This is a genomic window from Gordonia prachuapensis (assembly GCF_036350515.1).
In the GTDB taxonomy this organism is placed as follows: Bacteria; Actinomycetota; Actinomycetes; order Mycobacteriales; family Mycobacteriaceae; genus Gordonia; species Gordonia prachuapensis.
On sequence record NZ_JAZDUE010000018.1, the window covers coordinates 69,993 to 89,977 of the forward strand.

Consider the following 19,985-nt stretch of genomic DNA (forward strand, 5'->3'; position numbering starts at 1 on the left):
ACTCGCATGATTGTTGCGAATCGATTCCCTACGCGCGAGTACGGTCGCGCTACTGGCGCGTAAGAGATATTTCCCACAGTGCACCCCGGAATCGCGCCGTCGCGGGATATCGGCCGGAGTCCGCGCCTTCTCCCAGATCGGTCTCGGCGGGTTCGACCCATGGGAAGACGACCCATAAGCTTGAGCCTATGAATGGGACGAGTACACCGCTGCCCGGGTGCGACAACCCGAACTGCACGTGCGGGGAGAACTGCACGTGCGGCGCGAATTGCACCTGCGGTTCTGAGGACAAGTAGCCGGAGCCGGCCGGCCCGGGGCGTGCCGGGTCGACCCACCGACGGGATCGCCCGATCGCCGATCGGGCGGATGACGCCGCCCGTCTATCCTGGCCACGACCCATCCTCGAGATCTGGAGAGAATGCATGACACAGCTGGGAGTGGTCGGCGGCGGCACCATGGGAGCCGGAATCGCCGAGGTAGCGATTCGCGCCGGTGACGACGTCCTCGTCCTCGAACGCGACGATGCCGCGGCCGACGCCGCACGTCAGCGGATCGAGAAGTCGCTGGCACGCGGCGTATCGAAGGCGAAGATCACCGAGGATGATGCGCAGCAGGCACTGTCCCGTCTTCACCTGACGACCGCGGTCAAGGACTTCGGTGAGCGCGAACTGGTCATCGAGGCGCTGCCCGAGATCGAATCGCTGAAGGTCGGGTTCTTCGCCGAGCTCGACAAGGTCACCGCACCGGACGCGATTCTGGCGACCAACACGTCGTCGATCCCGATCATCAGGGTCGCCAAGGATGTTGCCGACCCCTCCCGGGTGGTGGGTGTCCACTTCTTCAACCCGGTCCCGGTGATGCCGCTGGTCGAGATCATCGCCAGTCTCGCGAGTTCACCGCAGGCCATCGAGACCGTCACCACCTACGCCCGCGATCATCTCGGCAAGAAGACCATCCAGGCGGGTGACCGTGGCGGTTTCGTCGTCAACGCCCTGCTTGTCCCCTACCTGGTGAGCGCCATCCGCATGTACGAGAGCGGCTACGCATCCAAAGAGGACATCGACACCGGCATGATCAACGGCTGTGCCCACCCGATGGGACCGCTGACGCTGACCGACACCATCGGCCTCGACGTCATCCTCGACGTCACCGAGTCGCTGTATCAGGAATTTCGGGAGCCGCACCTGGCGCCGCCGCCCCTGTTGCAGCGGATGGTCGAGGCCGGATACCTCGGCAAGAAGGCCGGCAAGGGGTTCTACGACTACTGAGCCGGCACCCGACACGGCCGCCCGACACGGCCGCCGATCCTCAAGCCGCACAAGCGAGTTCGGGATTCGTCGTCCTGGTGTTCCGAACGGTGTTAGATTCACCGCGCATGGGGCATGGGACCGGGGGCGGCCACCGCCGGAAGTGGACACGACCGTTGGTGGTGTCCCTGGCGGTGGCGCTCGGGTTCGCGGGTCTCGACGTGGTCGCAGGAGCCGCACCGAACCGGACCGAACGTGCGGTGTCCTCATCGTCGCCGGTGACCGACGTCGTGGCGTCGGTGGTCTCGGTGTCCGCGCCGCTGCCGCCCGGCGCCAAAAGTCATCCGCCCGAGTGTGATCGGCTCTCGTATCTGCGGTACCGCGCGGCCGACGGACCGGCGGATTCGGTCGACGCGGACCGGATCCTGGTCGCGCAGCCGGGCATTTTCGAAGGCGCCTCCGCATTCGAATCCGTCGCCCGCAACACCGTTTCGGCTGCCGCCGGCAAAGGTCACCACATCGAATTCTGGGCCCTGGACCGACGGTCCAACTGCCTCGAGGACCACACCGGAACCCAGGCGGCGCTCCGCGCACGCGACCTCGACATCGCCACGGACTACTACTTCCACGGCGGCACCGCCGATGGTCGGCGTTTCGCCGGATTCGCCGACGGCGCGCGCACCGCATGGCTCGGTGACGTCCGCCTGACGCAGACACTGCGCGACCAGTACGACCTCCTCCGCCGTGAACTGCCGGATCAGCGCATGCGCCAGCGCAAGGTGCTGTGCGGCGGCCACTCGCTCGGCGGTTTCCTCACCGGATACTTCGCGAACTGGGACTTCGATGGCAACCGCGCGACGACCGACGACACCGGCTTCAATCAGTGCGCCGGCTGGTTCGCACTGGACACCGTCATCCGGGCCGGCTCGCCGAATCCGTTCCCGGGTGCTCCGACACCGGAGATACCGCCCCTGCTCGCCGAGCCCGTCGCCGCAGCCACAGGTGCGTTGACCGGGGTGTATCCGGTGTTGCAGCTGCCTGCGGTGATCAACCCCGAGACGACGAATCTGCTCGCGATGGCCGGACTCGCGGCCCGCCTCGACCCGACGGGGGTCAACGACATCGTCGAGAGGTTGCCCCGCAGCCTGAACTTCGATGCGACGTTGCGCGCGTTGCTGTCGAAGGACGCGGCGATGGCGGCCACCGGGACACCCGACATCCGTACCCTGTACGCGACCAACGACGCCGTCGTCGGCGCGTTGCTCGACGACAACTCCCAGCCGCTCGGCTTCCTGCAGACGAGCGTCGGATTCATCGGTCAGGGACCGGTGCAGGACAAGACCTTTCCGCTGCCCGGTGATGTGGTGCGGGCGGTCCCGGCATTGGGCGCGGCCTTCGGCGACGACCGCAAGGCCGCACCGACGAGCTACGGCGACCCCCGCGTCGTGTACACCTGGGCCGACTACGACGCCATGGCGGCGAACGAGTACACCGACCCCAGCGAGGAGGTGACATCGATCCGGCAACTCGTGCGCAGTCTGACCGAACCCCCGCTGGATTTCACCGAGTGGTACTTCCCCACGGCGATCACCGTCGACCTCGCCCAGCCCACGGCACCCTCGATCGCGCGCCACCACATCTATCGCGACGGCGCCGCCCGACGTCCGGTACTGACCGTGCAAGGGGTGAGCGGAACCAACACGGGTCTCGAGGGCTCGGGAATCCCGGGCGACGTCCCGATCCGGTTGCACGGATACAACCACCTCGACGTCCTCACGGCCGCGCAGCAGCAGAACAATGGACGGCCCGAACAGGTGTCGGCGCTGCTGGCGGACTTCGCGATCCGCACCCCCTGATCCGCACGCCTGACCCGACCCGACCATTGGTTGGCAACCACGTGGGCGACCGAGCCGGTGCGGGGATCGGTCAGTGCGCGAGCCCCGCGTCCTTGCTGCCGTAGGCGTCACGCAACTTGGGCTTGACCACCTTGCCGCCGGCGTTGCGGGGCAGTTCGTCGACGATGACGAGGTCCTTGGGCTGCTTGAACCGGGCGAGATTCTCGTTCAGATACTGCTCGAGGTCGGCCAGCGTCAAATCATCGACGCCTTCGGCGAGAACGACCACGGCGACCGGGATCTCGCCCCACTTGTCGTCGGCGCGGCCGATGACCGCGGCCTCGGTGATCTTGTCGTGCCCGAACAACACGTTCTCCACCTCGGCGCAATAGATGTTCTCACCGCCGGAGATGATCATGTCCTTGGCGCGATCCACCACATAGAGGAAACCCTCCTCGTCCTCGCGGACCAGGTCGCCGGAGTGGAACCACCCGCCGCGGAAGGCGTCCGCGGTGCCCTGCGGATTCTGCCAGTAGCCCTTCATCAGATTCGGCCCGCGGTAGACGATCTCGCCGACCTCTCCGCGCTTCACGTCGTTCATCATCGGGTCGACGATGCGGGCGGTCACGGCCGGAACCACCTTGCCGACCGACCCGATCTTGCGGATCGCGTCCTTGCCTTCGAGGATGCAGGTGACCGGCGACATCTCGGTCTGCCCGAACGCGGTCATGTTGAGGGCGGCGGGAAAGCTCTCGCTCATCGCATTGAGCACACTGTCCGAGGCCGGTGCCGCCCCCCAGCTGATCGTCCGCAGTTTCAGTTCGCGTTGCCGCGCCTTCTGCGCGGCGCACACTGCCTGCCATTGCGCCGGCACCATGAACACCGATGTGGTGCCCTCGCGTTCGAGGGTGTCGAGCATGTCGTCGGCGTCGAAGGCGCCGAGCGGATGGATCACCGACCGCACGCCGCGGTAGAAGACAGGCGCGAAGGCCGCGACACCCGCGATATGGAAGATCGGCGGCACGATCGAGGCGACGTCGTCCTCGCTGCTCTCCCCGGCGGTGGCGATCACGGTCATCGCCTGCGCCTGCAGGTTCTGATGGGTCAGCATGGCGCCCTTGGGCTTTCCGGTGGTGCCCGACGTGTACATGATGAGCGCCACGGTGTCCTCGGGGACATCGATCTCGGGAAGGTCGGACGGATCCTCGGCGAGGAGGGTTTCGTAGTCGAGGTGATGGGAGTCGTCGCCGGCGCGGTCGACCACGATCGTCGACTCCACCCCCGAGGTCGACGCCGCGGCCGCATCCACCAACGGAGCGAGCATCGACTCGGTGACGATCGCCGTGGCCCCGCTGTCATCGAGCAGGAAGGCGACCTCTGCCGGACTCATCCTGATGTTGACCGGAACCGGGATGGCCCCGATCAAGTTGGCGCCGAGGACTGCCTCGATGTACTCCGTACGGTTGAGCATTGCCATCAGGACTCGATCGCCGAAACGGACACCTCGGCGATACAGCGCGGCGGCGAACGCATGGGTTCGTTCGTCGAGTTCGCGCCAGGTCGTCGCCGTGTCCAGGTACTTCACCGCGACCGCGTCGGGCGTCATGAATGCGTGCCGACGGATCTGATTGTTCCAATGGTTGCGGCGAGAACGCATCGGCTCGGTGGTCAGCTCGGTGGTCGCTCCGTCCGCGGTCGTGGTCATCGCGTCTGCTCCCCTGTCGTCGTCAGAAATGTCCGGGCCGTCGGACGCCGGAGAATGTGGCCTCGACCACACAGTAGGTCGCGGTGCCTGTCCCCCGGAGACGAATCGCCTATTCGCGGCTTCCGACGGCCGGTCTCAGCCCTGGATGGATTTGACCTCGAGGAACTCTTCGAGGCCGAATTGTCCTGCTTCCCGGCCGATCCCGGATTGCTTGTAACCGCCGAACGGCGCATCGAGATTCATCCCGGCGTCATTGACGGCGATCTGGCCGGCCCGGATCCTGCGCGCGACCTGTTGCGCGCGCTCGGTCGAGCCCGACCACACGCCGCCCGCGAGGCCGTAGATGGTGTCGTTGGCGATCTCGATCGCCTCGTCCTCGGTGTCATAGGGCTCGATGGCGAGCACGGGACCGAAGATCTCCTCGCGGTGGATGGTCATCTCGCGCGTCACGTCGGAGAAGATCGTCGGCTGCACGAACGCGCCGTCACCCTCGCCGGGCTCGGTCTGTCCGCCGGTGACGACCCGCGCCCCTTCGTCGATGCCCTTGCGGATGTATCCGAGCACCCGCTCCTGCTGCGTGCGCGACGACAACGGTCCGAGCACGGTGGTCTCGTCGGTCGGGTCGCCGACGGGGATCGACTCGATGACCGCCTTGGCGATGTTCTCCACCTCGGTGAGCTTCGACCGCGGCACCAGCAGACGGGTCAGCGCCGAACAGGTCTGGCCGGAGTTGAGCATCGCGGCCTGGACCGCGGCGGGCACCGCGGCCGTCAGGTCGGCGTCGTCGAGCAGGACGTTGGGGCTCTTGCCCCCGAGTTCGAGACTGACGCGTTTGATCGTCCCGGAGGCGAGCTCACTCACCCGACGGCCGGCGCGGGTGGACCCGGTGAAGCTGACCAGATCGATGTCGGGATGGGATGCGATGGCCTCACCGACCTCGGGCCCGGTCCCGAACACCACGTTGAACACACCCGCCGGAAGGCCTGCGGCCTCGACGATCTCGGCCAACACGATGGCATTCAGCGGCGTGTTCTCGCTCGGCTTGACCACGACGGTGTTACCCGCCGCCATGCCGTACGCCGCCTTGAGGGCGATCTGGTGCAGTGGATAGTTCCACGGGGTGATCGCCCCGACGACGCCGTAGGGTTCCCGAACGATCCTCGAACCCCGGTACTCCTGTTCGAACTCGAACTCGGAAAGGATGGCCGAGGCCTTGGCGAAGCTGTTGATCGGCAGCGGGACCTGCGCCGCGCGGGCGAACGACAGCGGCGAGCCCATCTCACTGGAGATCAGTTCTGCCAGCTCCTCGGCGCGTTCGGTGAGGGCCTGTGCGATGGCGCCGAGGTAGCGTGCACGCTCGGAAACCGGTGTCGCCGACCAGTCGTCGAATGCGCCTCGCGCGGCGGCGACCGCTCGGTCGACGTCGTCGGGAGAGCCGGCGGCCACCTCGGCGATGACCTCGTCGGTGGCCGGATTGGTCACCGGCAGGAGCGAACTGCCGGTGGACGGCACCCACTGGCCGTTGATGTAGTGATCCTTGTGTGTGCGCATGATGAGCTCCTCAGCAGTCCTCGTGGGTCACGCGTGCTCAGAACACTCGGTGCCCGGCGACCCCGTGTGACCTCAACGATCCCGTTGGCCGTATGTGATACCTATCACTACGGTCATGAATGAGCGTAGGGTCGGTCGTCGGGACGGCGACATGCCATCCGGGGCCAGAAGCCAGACAATTGCGGCCACCGACGACTGGGTCGCCCGTCCCATATCTGCAGGTGAGCACGCCGGGTCATTGCCCTCGGGGTAGATCGTCGTGATACTGATCACACGGCAGGGCTAAGGTGGAGGAAGGGATCGCAGCGTGACGATGACCGTCGAGGCGGACGGGGGACGGTATGACTCCGAACCCGACGACATCGTGTTCGCGCGGATGCCGGACCCCTGGGACCACCCCCGGACGACTGCCGGCGTGGCCATCATCTGCGAATGGGCGCAGGAGGGCGGATGCGCGCCCGAGCAGTTGCTGCGCGGCAGCGGCTTGACCTCCGAGTCGCTGCGGGATTCGACGATTCTGATCGAGGCGCAGCAGGAGATCGTGGTCATCCGCAATCTGCTCGCCGCCTTCGCAGGCCATCCGGCGGCCGGCGCCGAGATCGGTCGTGAGTACCACCTGACGTCGTACGGCTACTACGGGTATCTGTTGCAGGCCTGCGAGGTGGTCTCCGACATGGTGCGGTGCGGCCTGAGGTATTCGCCGTTGACGTTCGCCTTCGCCACCATGACGGGAGAACTCGTCGGCGACGACCGCTGGTCGCTCGTCGCCCGCACCGACGGCGTCCCCGACGATCTCGCGCCCTTCGTCATCGAGCGGGACCTGGCCGCAAGTGTGCAGATGCAGCGCGAACTGTTCGCCGGCACCGGCGTGGCGCCGCTACGCGAAGTGCGCTTCGGCCACCGTGTCGACGGCGCGGCCGCACGGATGGCCTACCAGGACGTCTTCGAGGTCCCGGTCAGATTCGGCTGCGAGCGCAGCGAACTGATCTTCGATCGCTCGTACCTGGATCTTCCGCTCCCGATGGCCAACCCGCACACCGCTGCCGTCTTCATCGAGCAATGCGAGCGCCTACGCGCGGAACGGTTGCACGCCAACGGAATCGCCGGCCGCGTGCGCGCCTACCTGGTCGACCGGCCGTCGCTGGACTGCACCCTGGAGGCGTGTGCGGCCGACCTGCACTACTCGGCGCGTACGCTGCGCCGGGCGCTTACCCGGGAGGGCACCTCCTACCGTGCGATCCACGACGACGTGCGTCGTGGCCTCGCCCACGATCTGATGCGGGACACGACACTGCCACGCACACAGATCGCCGAGCGTCTCGGCTACCGGGACTGGTCGAGCTTCTCGCGGGCGATGCGGCGCTGGGCGGGGTCGTCGCAGGGCCGATGACCGGCAGCGTCCGATCCCCGCCACGTTGTCGCAGGGATCGGACGCCGAATGATGGTGCCTCTCAAACCAGCTCGAAGCCGTGGTATCCGGTGACCGCCACGCCGTCGAGGATCTGCTGGTAGGTGCCCACACCTCCCACGAACGGCAGTGCGGCACGCGGTTTGCCGGGCACGTTGGCTCCCATGTACCAGGAGGGCGCCTGGCCGAGCAGCGTGAGATCGGCGGCATCGTTGGTGGTGTTGACCCAGTTGTCCTCGGCGGCCACATCCGGTTCGATGCGCGTGAGTCCGTTCTCGCGCAGGAACTCGAGCGCGGCGCTGATCCACTCCACGTGCGTCTCGATCGACGTGACCATGTTCGACAGGACCGAGGGGCTCTGCGGTCCGGTGACCGTGAACAGGTTCGGGAAGCCTGCCGACATGAGGCCCAGGTACGTGCGCGGACCGTCGGACCACTTGTCGCGCAGCGTCTGTGCGCCGTGCCGGATGTCGATCGACTCGAGCGCCCCGGTCATCGCGTCGAATCCGGTGGCCAGGATGATCACGTCGAACTCGTGCTCGGTGTCGCCGGCGAGGATGCCCCGGGAGGTGATGCGCCGTATCGGCTGCTCGTTGACGTCGATCAGCGCCACGTTGTCCTGGTTGTAGACCTCGTAGTAGCCGGTGTCCACGCACATCCGCTTGGCGGCGATCGGATAGGTCCGCGGTGTCAACTTCTCGGCCACCGCCGGATCGTCGACCTTCTCGCTGATGCGGTTGCGTACGTACTCGGCGGCGCGGGCGTTGGCCTCCTCGTTCTGCAGCAGGTCGCGGAACGACTGCTGAAAACACAAGCCGCCGTTGTCATATCGCACCTCGAGTTCCGTCCGGATACGTGCGTCGTCGAGATCCTCGAAGAACGGCGGCAGTTCGTCACCGCAGGGAAATCCGCCAACCGACAGCCGACTCTCGGCTCTGAAGTCGTCGTAGTGCGTCTTCAGCGCTGCCAGTTCTTCGTCGATCCGGCGGTTCTGCGCCGGTACGGCATAGGTCGGCGTCCGCTGGAACACCGTCAACGACCCGACGGTGGGTGCGATCGCCGTGATGGTCTGCACCCCCGACGATCCCGTCCCCACGACCGCGACCCGTTTGCCGGCGAGATCAGCGCCCCCGGCGGGCCAATCCCACGTCCAGTGGACATCGCCGGTGAAGTCGTCGAGCCCGTCGAACGTGGGCGTCAACGGCTTCGACAGGCATCCGGTGGCCGCGACCACGAATCGTGCGGTGATCGTCGATCCGTTGTCGGTGGTGGCGGTCCAGCAGTCGTCGGCGTCGTCGAACACCAGGGACTGCACCCGGGTGTCGAAGGTGATGTCCTTGCGCAGATCGAGCCGCTCGGCGACATGTTCGAGGTAGGCCAGGATCTCGGGTTGGGCGGCATACCGTTCGGACCAGTTCCATTCCTGCTGTAGCTCGGGATCGAACGAGTAGGAGTAGCCGATGGATTCGATGTCGCACCGCGCCCCCGGGTAACGATTCCAGTACCACGTACCGCCCACCTGTGGCCCGGTCTCGACGACGTGCGCGTCGAAACCGAGCTGCCGGAGCTTGTGCAGCTGATAGAGACCGGAGAACCCGGCGCCGATGATGAGTACGTCGCGGTCAGGCATCGCTGGTTGCCTCCTTCTGCGCTGATGTCGCGCCCGGTGCGGTGGAAGAGTGGTGGTCGATGAAGGCGCGGATGTGCTCGGAAACGAGCCGCATCCCGGTCTCGTAGCCGGGCAGAATGTTCGCCATCTGGAAGTAGATGTGCATCTGCCCCTCGGCCTCGGCCAACGTGACCGGGACACCGGCCCCCTCGAGCGCACGGGCGTATGCCACGCCTTCGTCGTGCAGCGGATCGTATTGGCACACATACACCAGCGCGGGTGGCAGACCGGAGAGATCGGGAGCTCGCAGCGGGGAGGCGTCGGGATGGGTACGGACATCGCGATCGGGCAGATAGTGGTCCCAGAACCAGATCATGGTGTCCCGGCTCAACATCAGCTGGTTCTCCGGGTCGACGTAGGAGGGCGTGTCGACGTCGCAGTCGGTGACCGGATAGACCAAGGCCTGATAGTCGATACGAGGGCCCTCGCGATCACGCGCCCACAGCGTCATGACCGCGGCTATGTTGCCGCCCGCGCTGTCGCCCGCGACGATCAGGGGCGCGCCGGGTTCGGCGAACTCCGACGCGTGCTCGGCCGCCCAGCACAAACCGATGTAGCTGTCATCGATGGCCGTCGGGAACCGGTGTTCCGGGGCCTTGCGGTAGTTGACGAGCACGACCGTCGACTGCGTCCGGTTCGCCAGGTCGCGGCCCAGGTGGTCGTACTGCAGGTCGATGTCGCCGAGGACCCAGCCGCCACCGTGGAAATAGACGATGACCGACTGTGGCTCCCCTTCCGGGATCAGCGCCCGGACGCGGAACCGTTCGCCGTCGACGCCCTCGAGTTTGACGTTGCGTACCGCAGCCACCTCGGGGCCGCGCCCACTCATGCCGGCGAAGATCGGCCCGGTCATTCGGGCCAGTGCCGGTGTCTGTTCACTGATCGGGGGTTGTCGCTCCTCGGCGAGTTGTTGCAGTAGACCCTGCGATACCGGTTCGAGTGGCATGCGTTCTTCTCTCCCTCGTCGATCGGGCGCCCCGGACCTCCGCAACGCCTGTGACCTCGGTCACGTACCCAAGGTATGGGTTCGCGGTCACGTGCCGACAGCACAGAAACGGCCAAAAGTCGGTAGTTCGGGCCACGTTGCGATGGCTATGTAGGGTCGAGGCATGAATCTCAACGGGGTAGGAATCTGGAGTTCGCCACTGCGCTATGGGGATCCGGGCGAGGCGGCCGAGGCGGCCGCCGAGCTCGACGAGCTGGGCTTCACCGCGCTGTGGATTCCGGACGTCGGCGGTCCGGTCCTCGACTCGGTCGCCAACCTGTTGGGGGCGACGAAGAAGTCGGTGATCGCCACCGGCATCCTCAACATGTGGATGCACGAACCGGGCGACGTCGCCGCCGCCCATGCACGCCTCACCGGCGAACACGGTGACCGTTTCCTCCTCGGGCTCGGCATCAGTCACGCCCCGCTGATCGACGCTCAGGAGGCGGGCCGATACCGCAAGCCGCTGGCGACCACCAAGGCGTTCCTGGACGGACTCGACGACGCAGCTCAGCCGGTCCCGGCCGACAGCCGCGTGCTCGCCGCGCTGGGGCCGAAGATGCTCGACCTCGCCGCGGAACGCAGCCGTGGCGCCCACCCGTATCTCGTGACACCGTCACACACCGCCATCGCCCGCGAGGCGCTGGGAACCGGGCCGCTACTCGCCCCGGAGCAGACCGCCATCTTGACCACCGATCGCGAGGAAGCACGCTCGATCGGCACCAAATGGCTGCGCGGCTACCTCGCCATGCCGAACTATGCCAACAATCTCCGGCGACTCGGATTCACCGACGAGGACCTCGAAACGGTCAGCGACAAGCTGTTCGACGCGATCATCGTGTGGGGCGACGAGTCGGCGGTCCTGGGTCGTATCACCGAACATCGTGACGCCGGCGCCGACCATGTGTGCGTGCAGGTACTGGCCGACGATCTGCGTGCGCTGCCGCGCGAGCAGTGGCGGCGGTTGGCCGACGCGTTGCGCTAGCGGCCAGCGAAAGCCGGTGCGCCGAACGCGCGGCCACCTGACATCCGCGCAGGTTGCAGCCTGAGCGGATGTCAGAAAGCTGCGCGTTCGCGATGGCGTCGGGAATATCCCCGAGATACATGCATTGAACCGGGCATGAGCACACGTGAGATAACACTCGACAACCTGCAGGACACCATCGGCCAGGAGGGCATCGTCATGCTCGACTTCTGGGCGGGATGGTGCGGTCCATGCAAGATGTTCGCGCCGGTGTTCGAGAAGGCAGCCGAGGCCAACACCGACATCGTGTTCGGCAAGGTCGACACGGAGGCCGAGCAGCAACTCGCCTCGGGTTTCGGGATCCGGTCGATCCCCACGCTGATGGCGTTCCGCGACGGCGTGCTGGTCTTCAATCAGGCAGGTGCGCTCCCGGCAGCCCAGCTCGACGAACTGATCGGTGCGGTGCGCGGCCTCGACATGGATCAGGTGCGGGCCGAGATCGCCGCAGCAGAGCAGGATCAGTCCGGCAGTTAGTGTCCCGGTGTCGTCAGGCACCCGACGAGTGGCGTAGCCGGGCGGCCTCCCGCGTCAGATGGTCGCGCTCGGCGACGCTCTGGGCAGCGCGGGCGGCCTCCGCGTAGAGTTCGGCCGCCGCGCTGATGTTTCCGGCTCGTTCGTGCAGGTAGGCGGATGCGGCGACGCGACGCGGCAGGTCGCGCGGCACCTCGGCCAGCGCCGCGAGACCTGCCGCCGCGCCGTCGGCCTCCCCCACGGCCACAGCTCGGTTGAGCCGCACCACCGGACTGTCGGTGAGTGCGAGCAACTCGTCGTACCACTCCACGATCTGCACCCAGTCCGTTTCCGCGGTGCTCGGGGCGTCGGCGTGGAGCGCGGCGATCGCAGCCTGCGCCTGATACTCGCCGAGGCGGTCGCGGGCCAGTGCGGTCTGCAGAATCGTCACCCCCTCGGCGATCTCGGTGGTGTCCCACAGCGATCGGTCCTGATGCGCGAGGGGTACGAGACGGTCGCCATCGACGACGCGTGATGCGCGCCGTGAATGGTGCAGCAGCATCAGGGCGAGCAGGCCGGCGATCTCGGGGTGGTCGGCTACTGCGAAGAGTTGACGGGTCAGGCGGATCGCCTCCGATGCGAGGTCGACGTCACCGCCGTATCCCTCATTGAACACCAGGTAGAGCACTGTCAGGACGGTTCGCAGATCGCCGGGGGTGTCGAGGGGCAACCCGGAGAGCTTGCGTTTGGCGCGGCTGATCCGTTGTGCCATGGTCGATTCGGGGACGAGATACGCTTCGGCGATCTGCCGCGTGGTCAGTCCACCCACCGCCCGGAGGGTCAATGCGGTGGCCGATTGCGGCGGCAAGGTCGGATGCGCACAGAGGAAGTACAGGTGCAGGGTGTCGTCGGCGGTGGGCACCGGGCCCGCCGCAGGTTCCATGTCGACGACGAACTCCCGGTTCAGCCTGGCTGTCTCGCTTCGCGTCGCGTCGAGAAACTTCCGCCAGGCCACCGAGATCAGCCACGCCTTCTCGTCGCGCGGCGGATCCTGCGGCCAGGTCTGCAGTGCCCGGATCAGTGCGTCCTGAACGGCGTCCTCGGCCGACGCGAAATCTGCGCCGCGCCGGACGAGGACACCGATCACCGCGGGCACCAGGTCCCGCAGCAGGGACTCGTTCACTCGGTCACCGTCGGCGGTGCCGAGAGGAACGGCCGCACCTCCAACCACTCGTGAATCGGTTCGCCACCGGGGCCCGGTGCTGCCGACAGCTCGCCGGCCAGTTCGAGCGCACGATCCCATGAGTCGACGTCGATCACCATCCAGCCGGCGATGAGGTCCTTGGTCTCGGCGAAAGGCCCGTCGGTGACCGGCGGACGGCCTTCTCCGTCGTAGCGCACGAAAGCGCCATCCGGTGCCAACGCCTGCGCATCGACCATCTCTCCGGACTTCTCCAGACGGTCCGAGAAGTCGCGCATGAACTGGATGTGCGCGTTCACCTCGTCGGGTGCCCACTGGTCCATCGGCGGGAAATCGACGGTCGGTGTCGGCCCGCCACGATAGTGCTTGAGCAGTAGGTACTTCATGGTCGCTTCTCCTTCTGGTCGTACGGCCCGGGTGACCGCTCGTACCCCTGGGACGGAGCCATCACCACATTCTCGACAGGATCGTCGGCAAGAGTCGAGATCTTCCGAATCGCATCGCCCAAAACCACAACCGCCGCAGCCCCGAATCCGGGACTGCGGCGGCAGAGGTTGCGCGACTATTGGAGATCAGCGGGTGCTGTACGTCAGGCAGTTGGCGGTGTCTGAACTCTCACCGGCACCGATCCGAACGGCGGCTGCGGTGCACTCGAGATTCTCGTTGTGAACGCAGTCGGCACGCTGACACGCGCCCACCTGTGGCGACACGACGTCGAGTCCACCCCGGGTGGACAAGGGTATGAACGTCGCGCAGTCGGCGGTGCCGTTGTGGCCGGCGACATTGATCGCGAAGGCGTGGCAACCGTCGTGATTGTAGGAACACGCAGTGACCGTGCATTCGGTGACATGCGGCATTTCGAGGGTGGCCATACTCACTCCTGGGCTGAAGGTGCTGGGCCGGCGCCACGTGGACGCCTACCGATCAGCCTAGGGTCGTACAGCACCCTGCGCCAGCAAGTTGAGCCTGCCCTCATCCATCGGATAGTTAACTGAGGCAACCCTTTTCGTTCCCATTCACGGCGACGATCTGGCGGACGCGGTCAACTGCCGCGGTTCTCGCCGAGCTCGTCGACGATCGGATTCACCGGAACCTCGCGTTCGCCGGCAGCGAGCCCGTCCATGGTGTGGTGCCGGTGCTGCTGAGCCTTGTCGGACGCGGATTGCTCGGCGGTGGTGTCGTCCACCGGAACTGCGGCCGACACCTCGGCGAAGTTCTGATAGGTCTCGAGCGGAATGCTGCGCAGGGCGCGAATCGTGTGGGGGCCGGCGCCTGCACGCTCGGCCTCGGCGAGCAGTTGCTCCTTGTCTGCCGGGTAATCGACGGCGTCGAGGGCTTCCTTGAGCACTCGTGTCCGGGTCGTCGTGGTCATCGATCTCCCTCACTTCCCGCGCCCGAAGGCGCCCGGTGACATTCACGTACCCCACCGAGCTACCACGTCCGACGGCGCCCGAAACCTCAACGAGGTCGACGGAACGCGCCCGTACTGTGGGAGGGGTGAACGACACGCGACGGTGCCTCGTCACGGGCGCCACCGGTTACGTCGGCGGGCGACTCGTCCCACGACTGCTCGCTCGCGGGCATCGCGTGCGGGCCCTCGCCAGGACCCCGTCGAAGGTTGCCGGCGCACCGTGGACGGACAACCCCCACGTCGACGTCGTGCGCGGCGACCTCTCCGACCGTGCCTCGCTCGAAGCGGCATTCGCGGACGTCGATGTCGTCTATCACCTGGTGCATTCGATGAGCACCGATGCCGATTTCGCCGCGGAGGAACGTCGCTCCGCCGAGAACGTGGTCGCCGCCGCCCGGGCATGCGGCGTGTCGCGCATCGTGTACCTCGGTGGGTTGCATCCCGAGGGCGTCGAGTTGTCCGAGCACCTCGCGTCGCGTGCCGAGGTCGGTCAGATCCTCATCGACTCGGCGGTCGAGACCATCGCGTTGCAGGCCGGGACGCTGATCGGGTCGGGTTCCGCCTCGTTCGAGTTGATCCGGCATCTCACCGAACGTCTACCCGCGATGACCACCCCCAGGTGGGTGCACAACACCATCCAACCGATCGCCGTCGAAGACGCGTTGCACTATCTCGTCGAGGCGGCCACCGCCCGCGTACCCGAGTCGCGGACCTGGGACATCGGTGGCCCGGACGTTCTCGAGTACGGCGACATGATGCAGATCTACGCCGAGGTGGCGGGACTGCCCCGCCGTCAGATGATCGTCCTGCCGTTCCTCACACCGACAATCGCGAGCCGGTGGGTCCGCTTCGTCACACCCATCCGCGGCAAGATCGCCCGACCACTGATCGAGTCCCTCGAATGTGACGCGGTCTGCCGCGACCACGACATCGACGACGTGATACCCGCGCCGACCGGAGGCTTGATGTCGTACCGCACCGCACTCGAGTCCACCCTCGACCGGGTGGCCCGTGGGTGCGGCGCGGTCGATTGGTCGAACGCCACCGCCGCCACCCCCGCGGCCGAACCGCTGCCAACCGATCCGCCCTGGGCCGGGGAGGAGAGGTTCGAGTTGGTCGAGCGCGAGGTGGTGAAGCGTCCGATCGATGACGAGTGGCAGCGAATCCGACGGTCGGTGGGGGCCGGATGGGACCTCGTCGAAGCAGACCGACCCACCCGGCTCCGCGTCCGTAAGGACGACGGACTCCCCGGCCTCGCCTTCGTCGACCACACGCTGACCGGACAGAGCACCGCCGACGACGACGTGGTCGAGATCACCTCCACGTCCACGTTCTTCCCGCGGGGGCTCGGTGGTTTGCTGTATTGGCGGCTCGGCACGCCCCTGCGCAGGCTGGGGATCGGCCGGGCAGACCCGTTCCGATGACGCCCAGACCCGAGGGCGAAAGGATTTCTCTGAACCGGTCGGTGCACACAACGCCACCACCGACGTGATACTGGTAACGCCGGGACAAAATCTCGCACACACCGCAGACGCGACCAAGAACTGGAGTTGAGAAGAGAATCATGAGCGCGGAGAAGCCGACAATCATCTACACGCTGACCGACGAGGCGCCGATGCTCGCGACCTATGCCTTCTTGCCGGTGATCCGCGCGTTTGCCGACGCCGCCGACATCAACGTCGAGACCAGCGACATCTCTGTGGCCGCGCGTATCCTCGCCGAGTTCCCGGATTACCTGACCGAGGAGCAGCGCCTCCCCGACAACCTGGGTGAACTCGGCAAGCTGACGCAGCGGCCCGAGACGAACATCATCAAACTGCCCAACATCTCCGCCTCGGTGCCCCAGTTGCTGGCCGCGATCAAAGAGCTGAAGGAGAAGGGCTACGACCTGCCCGACTTCCCCGGTAGCCCGAAGACCGATGAGGAGCAGGAGATCCGCGACCGGTACACCAAGTGCCTGGGCAGCGCGGTGAACCCGGTGCTGCGTGAGGGCAACTCCGATCGACGCGCCCCCAAGGCCGTCAAGGAGTACGCCCGCAAGCACCCGCACAGCATGGGTGAATGGTCGATGGCCTCACGCACGCACGTCGCACACATGACCGAGGGCGATTTCTACCACGGTGAGAAGTCGATGACCGTCGAGGGCGACCGTGAGGTCAAGATGGAGTTGATCACCGACTCCGGTGAGACGCTCGTCCTCAAGCCCAAGGTGACCCTCACCGACGGCGATGTCATCGACAGCATGTTCATGAGCAAGAAGGCGCTCGTCAAGTTCTACGAGGAACAGATCGAGGATGCCTACAAGACGGGGGTGATGTTCTCGCTCCACGTGAAGGCGACCATGATGCGGGTCTCGCATCCGATCGTCTTCGGCCACGCGGTCAAGGTGTTCTACAAGGATGCTTTCGCCAAGCACGGAGACCTGTTCGACGACCTGGGTGTGAACGTCAACAACGGTCTGTCCGATCTGTACAGCAAGATCGAGTCGCTGCCGAGTGCGCAGCGCGAAGAGATCATCGACGACCTGCACAAGTGCCACGAGCACCGGCCGGAGCTCGCGATGGTCGATTCGGCGCGTGGCATCTCCAACTTCCACTCACCCAGCGACGTGATCGTCGACGCGTCGATGCCGGCCATGATCCGCGCCGGCGGCAAGATGTACGGCGCCGACGGACGTATGAAGGACACCAAGGCGGTCAACCCGGAGTCGACGTTCTCCCGGATCTATCAGGAGATGATCAACTTCTGCAAGACCAACGGCGCGTTCGACCCGACGACGATGGGCACGGTGCCGAACGTCGGGCTGATGGCGCAGAAGGCCGAGGAATACGGCTCCCACGACAAGACCTTCGAGGTCCCACAGGGCGGCACGGCCAACATCACCGACCTCGAGACCGGCGAGGTGCTGCTGACGCAGACGGTCGAAGAGGGCGACATCTGGCGTCTGTGCATCGTCAAGGACGCGCCGATCCAGGACTGGGTGAAACTCGCCGTCACGCGGTGCCGCGACTCGGGAATGCCGGTGCTGTTCTGGCTGGACCCGTACCGTCCGCACGAGAACGAGTTGATCAAGAAGGTGCACAAGTACCTCCCCGACCACGACACCGAGGGCCTCGACATCCAGATCATGTCGCAGGTCCGCGCGATGCGGTACACCCTCGAGCGGGTCATCCGTGGCCTGGACACGATCTCGGCGACCGGCAACATCCTGCGCGACTATCTCACCGACCTCTTCCCCATCCTCGAACTCGGCACCAGCGCCAAGATGCTGTCGATCGTTCCGCTGATGGCCGGCGGGGGTCTGTACGAGACGGGCGCGGGAGGCTCGGCACCCAAGCACGTCAAGCAGCTGCTCGAGGAGAATCATCTCCGCTGGGATTCGCTCGGTGAGTTCCTCGCACTCGCCGTCAGCCTGGAGGATCTGGGCAAGAAGGCCGACGACAAGCGGGCCACGATCCTGGCCAAGACGTTGGACACCGCGACCGGCAAACTGCTCGAGAACGACAAGGGGCCCTCGCGTACCACCGGTGAGCTCGACAACCGGGGAAGCCAGTTCTACCTCGCCATGTACTGGGCGCAGGAACTCGCGGCGCAGACCGAGGACGAGGAACTGCGTGACCGGTTCACCACCCTCGCGCAGGCCCTCGCCGACAACGAGGACACCATCGTCAAGGAACTCAACGGTGCGCAGGGAGAAGCGGCCGACATCGGCGGCTACTACTTCCCGGTCCCGGACAAGGCCGCGGCGGTGATGCGGCCGAGCAAGACCTTCAACGACGCTCTGTCAGCGGCACGCGACTGAGATCGAACGTGACGTGGGGCGTATCGGAGTTCCGATACGCCCCACGTTGTTTCGGTCTTGATCAGCGTCTGCGTGCGATGACCTTCGCGCGGGCGGCCTCGGCGGCAGCGAGTTCGCGCTGATACAGCATGCCGTAGGTGAATCCGTTCTCCCCGCGGCGTACGCCGGCTCGGGCTCCCAGCTTCCGCAGCGATTCGGCGGCGACCGCGGCATCCTGGTGCTCGCCCAGGATTGTCTGGATCTTCTTGTACTTCTTGACCTGCGCCTTCCCCTGCTTCTTGCCCAACACCGGGCGTCCGAGTTCGCTGGCGTAGCGGGCGCGTTTGGCTGCTTTCCGGGCCCGGTGGAGGTCCTCGGGGATGCCGGTGGCGACCGCCTCGGTCAGTCGTTTGTCGGCCTTGCGATCGGCGCGCGCGACGATCTTCCGTAGCTGCTTCGTCCGTACCTCGGTATCGACGAACGGCAACGCGCGATCCCATGCGACCAACATCTCCAGCATGTCCCGGTAGCGGTCCGACACCATCGCCTCGGTCACCTTCGCCCGATGCTCGTCCTGCTCGGCGGCGAGCTCGTCGTCGATCTTCTTCCCCACCGGACCGAGCACCATTTCGGCCGGGATGGCGTCGAGTGCCCGGACGAACCGCGCCCGTTGTACTTGCCGGTCGCGTACCTCGCCGAGTAGACCCGCGAACCACTTGAGTTCGTCGTCGGCACCGGCGATCAGCTCCGCGTCGAACAGCTTCGCCGACGTACGCAGGGTGCTGCGCAGACGACGGATCGCCACGCGCGTGTCGTGGATCGGGTCCTCGCCCAACCTCAGTGCGACGTCGCCGGCGAAGATCGCCGCGAGCTGTGTCCGCATGTATCGGGCAACCGCATCGGACGCGGCTGATCCGCGTCGCGGGGTGTCGAGCGGGGTATATCCCACTGCGCGAGCCAACTTGGTGGCGGCGTCCGCCGGGCGTGCGCCCACGTCGAGCAACCGTTTGCGGACCGACTTGGGAATGTCGCGTGACTGCGGTCCGAGTTCCACCTCGATCTCGCGCCATGTCGTCGCCGTGGCGACGGGGCCGGGTACGGTCGCCGACACCGTGTCGTCGGCGATCTCGTAGCGCAGCCGGCCCTTGGCGTCGAGGTGGCGATGTCGGGTGCGACGGGTGTGGATGATGGCGGCGACGCCCAGGTCTCTGCCCAGACGCAGACCCCACAGCATGTCAGCCACCTCGGTCGGTACCGTCGTCGAGTCGCCGTCGAACGTCGACTCGATCCGGCCCTCGTCCGTGGGCACCTTGACCTGCCATCCGTGATCACTCTCGTCACCCTCGCGGTAGCGCAGCGTGACTCCGTGGTTCAACAGATCGAGATCATCGGTGTCGTAATAGGTGTTCGTCAGTTCGACCGTCTCCACGCCCTGGTCGGCGCCGGTCTTCACGTCGAAGGTCAACGGGACATCCGGTTCGACATCCCACTTCGTCTCGCGTTCCACGTGACTCTGCATCGCACATCAACTCCTCTCCCCTTCATACGGAGTTCACCGGGAGTCGGCAATCCAAACATTCGAGATGGGTTGTCACACTTGGGATCGGCATCTGCTGGACATCTCGCGGAACACCAACCGTGAACCGCGACACAAACGGTCCGCGCATTCTGCGTCGCGGCGGCGAAGCCAGTGCAGGCCCACAGGTAAGCCATACCTA

16 protein-coding genes are annotated in these 19,985 nt (G+C 66.2%); 7 read left to right on the forward strand and 9 right to left on the reverse strand.

Annotation, left to right across the window (positions count from 1 at the left end; genetic code table 11):
- The first annotated feature begins 422 nt into the window (after positions 1 to 422).
- A complete protein-coding gene (locus V1Y59_RS19645) occupies positions 423 to 1,268 on the forward strand; it encodes a 3-hydroxybutyryl-CoA dehydrogenase (protein WP_330506734.1) in 846 nt (281 codons plus the stop codon).
- Positions 1,269 to 1,375: 107 nt separating this feature from the next.
- On the forward strand, positions 1,376 to 3,103 hold the full coding sequence (locus tag V1Y59_RS19650; RefSeq protein WP_330506735.1) for a hypothetical protein: 1,728 nt from the start codon (positions 1,376 to 1,378) through the stop codon (positions 3,101 to 3,103).
- A gap of 70 nt (positions 3,104 to 3,173) precedes the next feature.
- Here the strand turns inward: V1Y59_RS19650 and fadD5 are convergent, their stop codons facing one another.
- Positions 3,174 to 4,787, reverse strand: coding sequence for a fatty-acid--CoA ligase FadD5 (gene fadD5, locus V1Y59_RS19655; RefSeq protein WP_330506736.1), 1,614 nt, complete (start codon positions 4,785 to 4,787; stop codon positions 3,174 to 3,176).
- 135 nt (positions 4,788 to 4,922) lie between these two features.
- A complete protein-coding gene (locus V1Y59_RS19660; protein ID WP_330506737.1) occupies positions 4,923 to 6,338 on the reverse strand; it encodes an aldehyde dehydrogenase family protein in 1,416 nt (471 codons plus the stop codon).
- Positions 6,339 to 6,651: 313 nt separating this feature from the next.
- On the opposite strand from V1Y59_RS19660, the gene V1Y59_RS19665 reads away from it, so the two are divergent.
- A complete protein-coding gene (locus tag V1Y59_RS19665; protein ID WP_330506774.1) occupies positions 6,652 to 7,728 on the forward strand; it encodes an AraC family transcriptional regulator in 1,077 nt (358 codons plus the stop codon).
- A gap of 61 nt (positions 7,729 to 7,789) precedes the next feature.
- Here the strand turns inward: V1Y59_RS19665 and V1Y59_RS19670 are convergent, their stop codons facing one another.
- Positions 7,790 to 9,376, reverse strand: a complete 1,587-nt coding sequence (locus tag V1Y59_RS19670; RefSeq protein WP_330506738.1) for a flavin-containing monooxygenase — start codon at positions 9,374 to 9,376, stop codon at positions 7,790 to 7,792.
- Positions 9,369 to 10,361, reverse strand: coding sequence for an alpha/beta hydrolase (locus V1Y59_RS19675; RefSeq protein ID WP_330506739.1), 993 nt, complete (start codon positions 10,359 to 10,361; stop codon positions 9,369 to 9,371). Before V1Y59_RS19675 ends, V1Y59_RS19670 begins: the two co-directional genes overlap by 8 nt.
- A gap of 163 nt (positions 10,362 to 10,524) precedes the next feature.
- On the opposite strand from V1Y59_RS19675, the gene V1Y59_RS19680 reads away from it, so the two are divergent.
- Both V1Y59_RS19680 and trxA read left to right on the forward strand, forming a co-directional pair.
- On the forward strand, positions 10,525 to 11,385 hold the full coding sequence (locus V1Y59_RS19680) for an LLM class F420-dependent oxidoreductase (protein ID WP_330506740.1): 861 nt from the start codon (positions 10,525 to 10,527) through the stop codon (positions 11,383 to 11,385).
- A 135-nt stretch (positions 11,386 to 11,520) separates the two neighbouring features.
- Positions 11,521 to 11,898, forward strand: a complete 378-nt coding sequence (gene trxA, locus V1Y59_RS19685) for a thioredoxin (RefSeq protein WP_330506741.1) — start codon at positions 11,521 to 11,523, stop codon at positions 11,896 to 11,898.
- A gap of 13 nt (positions 11,899 to 11,911) precedes the next feature.
- On the opposite strand, the gene V1Y59_RS19690 is transcribed toward trxA, so the two are convergent.
- From V1Y59_RS19690 to V1Y59_RS19705, 4 genes are all read right to left on the reverse strand, one after another.
- A complete protein-coding gene (locus tag V1Y59_RS19690; protein ID WP_330506742.1) occupies positions 11,912 to 13,057 on the reverse strand; it encodes an RNA polymerase sigma factor in 1,146 nt (381 codons plus the stop codon).
- Positions 13,054 to 13,461 (reverse strand): YciI family protein, encoded by a 408-nt coding sequence (locus tag V1Y59_RS19695; protein WP_330506743.1) that lies wholly within the window; start codon positions 13,459 to 13,461, stop codon positions 13,054 to 13,056. Before V1Y59_RS19695 ends, V1Y59_RS19690 begins: the two co-directional genes overlap by 4 nt.
- 186 nt (positions 13,462 to 13,647) lie before the next feature.
- Positions 13,648 to 13,947, reverse strand: a complete 300-nt coding sequence (locus tag V1Y59_RS19700) for a DUF1540 domain-containing protein (RefSeq protein WP_330431898.1) — start codon at positions 13,945 to 13,947, stop codon at positions 13,648 to 13,650.
- A 170-nt stretch (positions 13,948 to 14,117) separates the two neighbouring features.
- Positions 14,118 to 14,447: a DUF2795 domain-containing protein gene (locus V1Y59_RS19705; RefSeq protein ID WP_330506744.1), complete on the reverse strand. Its 330-nt coding sequence runs from the start codon at positions 14,445 to 14,447 to the stop codon at positions 14,118 to 14,120.
- Between the two features lie 125 nt (positions 14,448 to 14,572).
- On the opposite strand from V1Y59_RS19705, the gene V1Y59_RS19710 reads away from it, so the two are divergent.
- Entirely contained in the window at positions 14,573 to 15,910 is a 1,338-nt protein-coding gene (locus V1Y59_RS19710) for an NAD(P)H-binding protein (RefSeq protein WP_330506745.1), read from the forward strand.
- 140 nt (positions 15,911 to 16,050) lie between these two features.
- Positions 16,051 to 18,288: an NADP-dependent isocitrate dehydrogenase gene (locus tag V1Y59_RS19715; protein WP_330506746.1), complete on the forward strand. Its 2,238-nt coding sequence runs from the start codon at positions 16,051 to 16,053 to the stop codon at positions 18,286 to 18,288.
- Positions 18,289 to 18,349: 61 nt separating this feature from the next.
- Here the strand turns inward: V1Y59_RS19715 and V1Y59_RS19720 are convergent, their stop codons facing one another.
- A complete protein-coding gene (locus V1Y59_RS19720) occupies positions 18,350 to 19,786 on the reverse strand; it encodes a CYTH and CHAD domain-containing protein (protein WP_330506747.1) in 1,437 nt (478 codons plus the stop codon).
- Between the last annotated feature and the right edge of the window lie 199 nt (positions 19,787 to 19,985).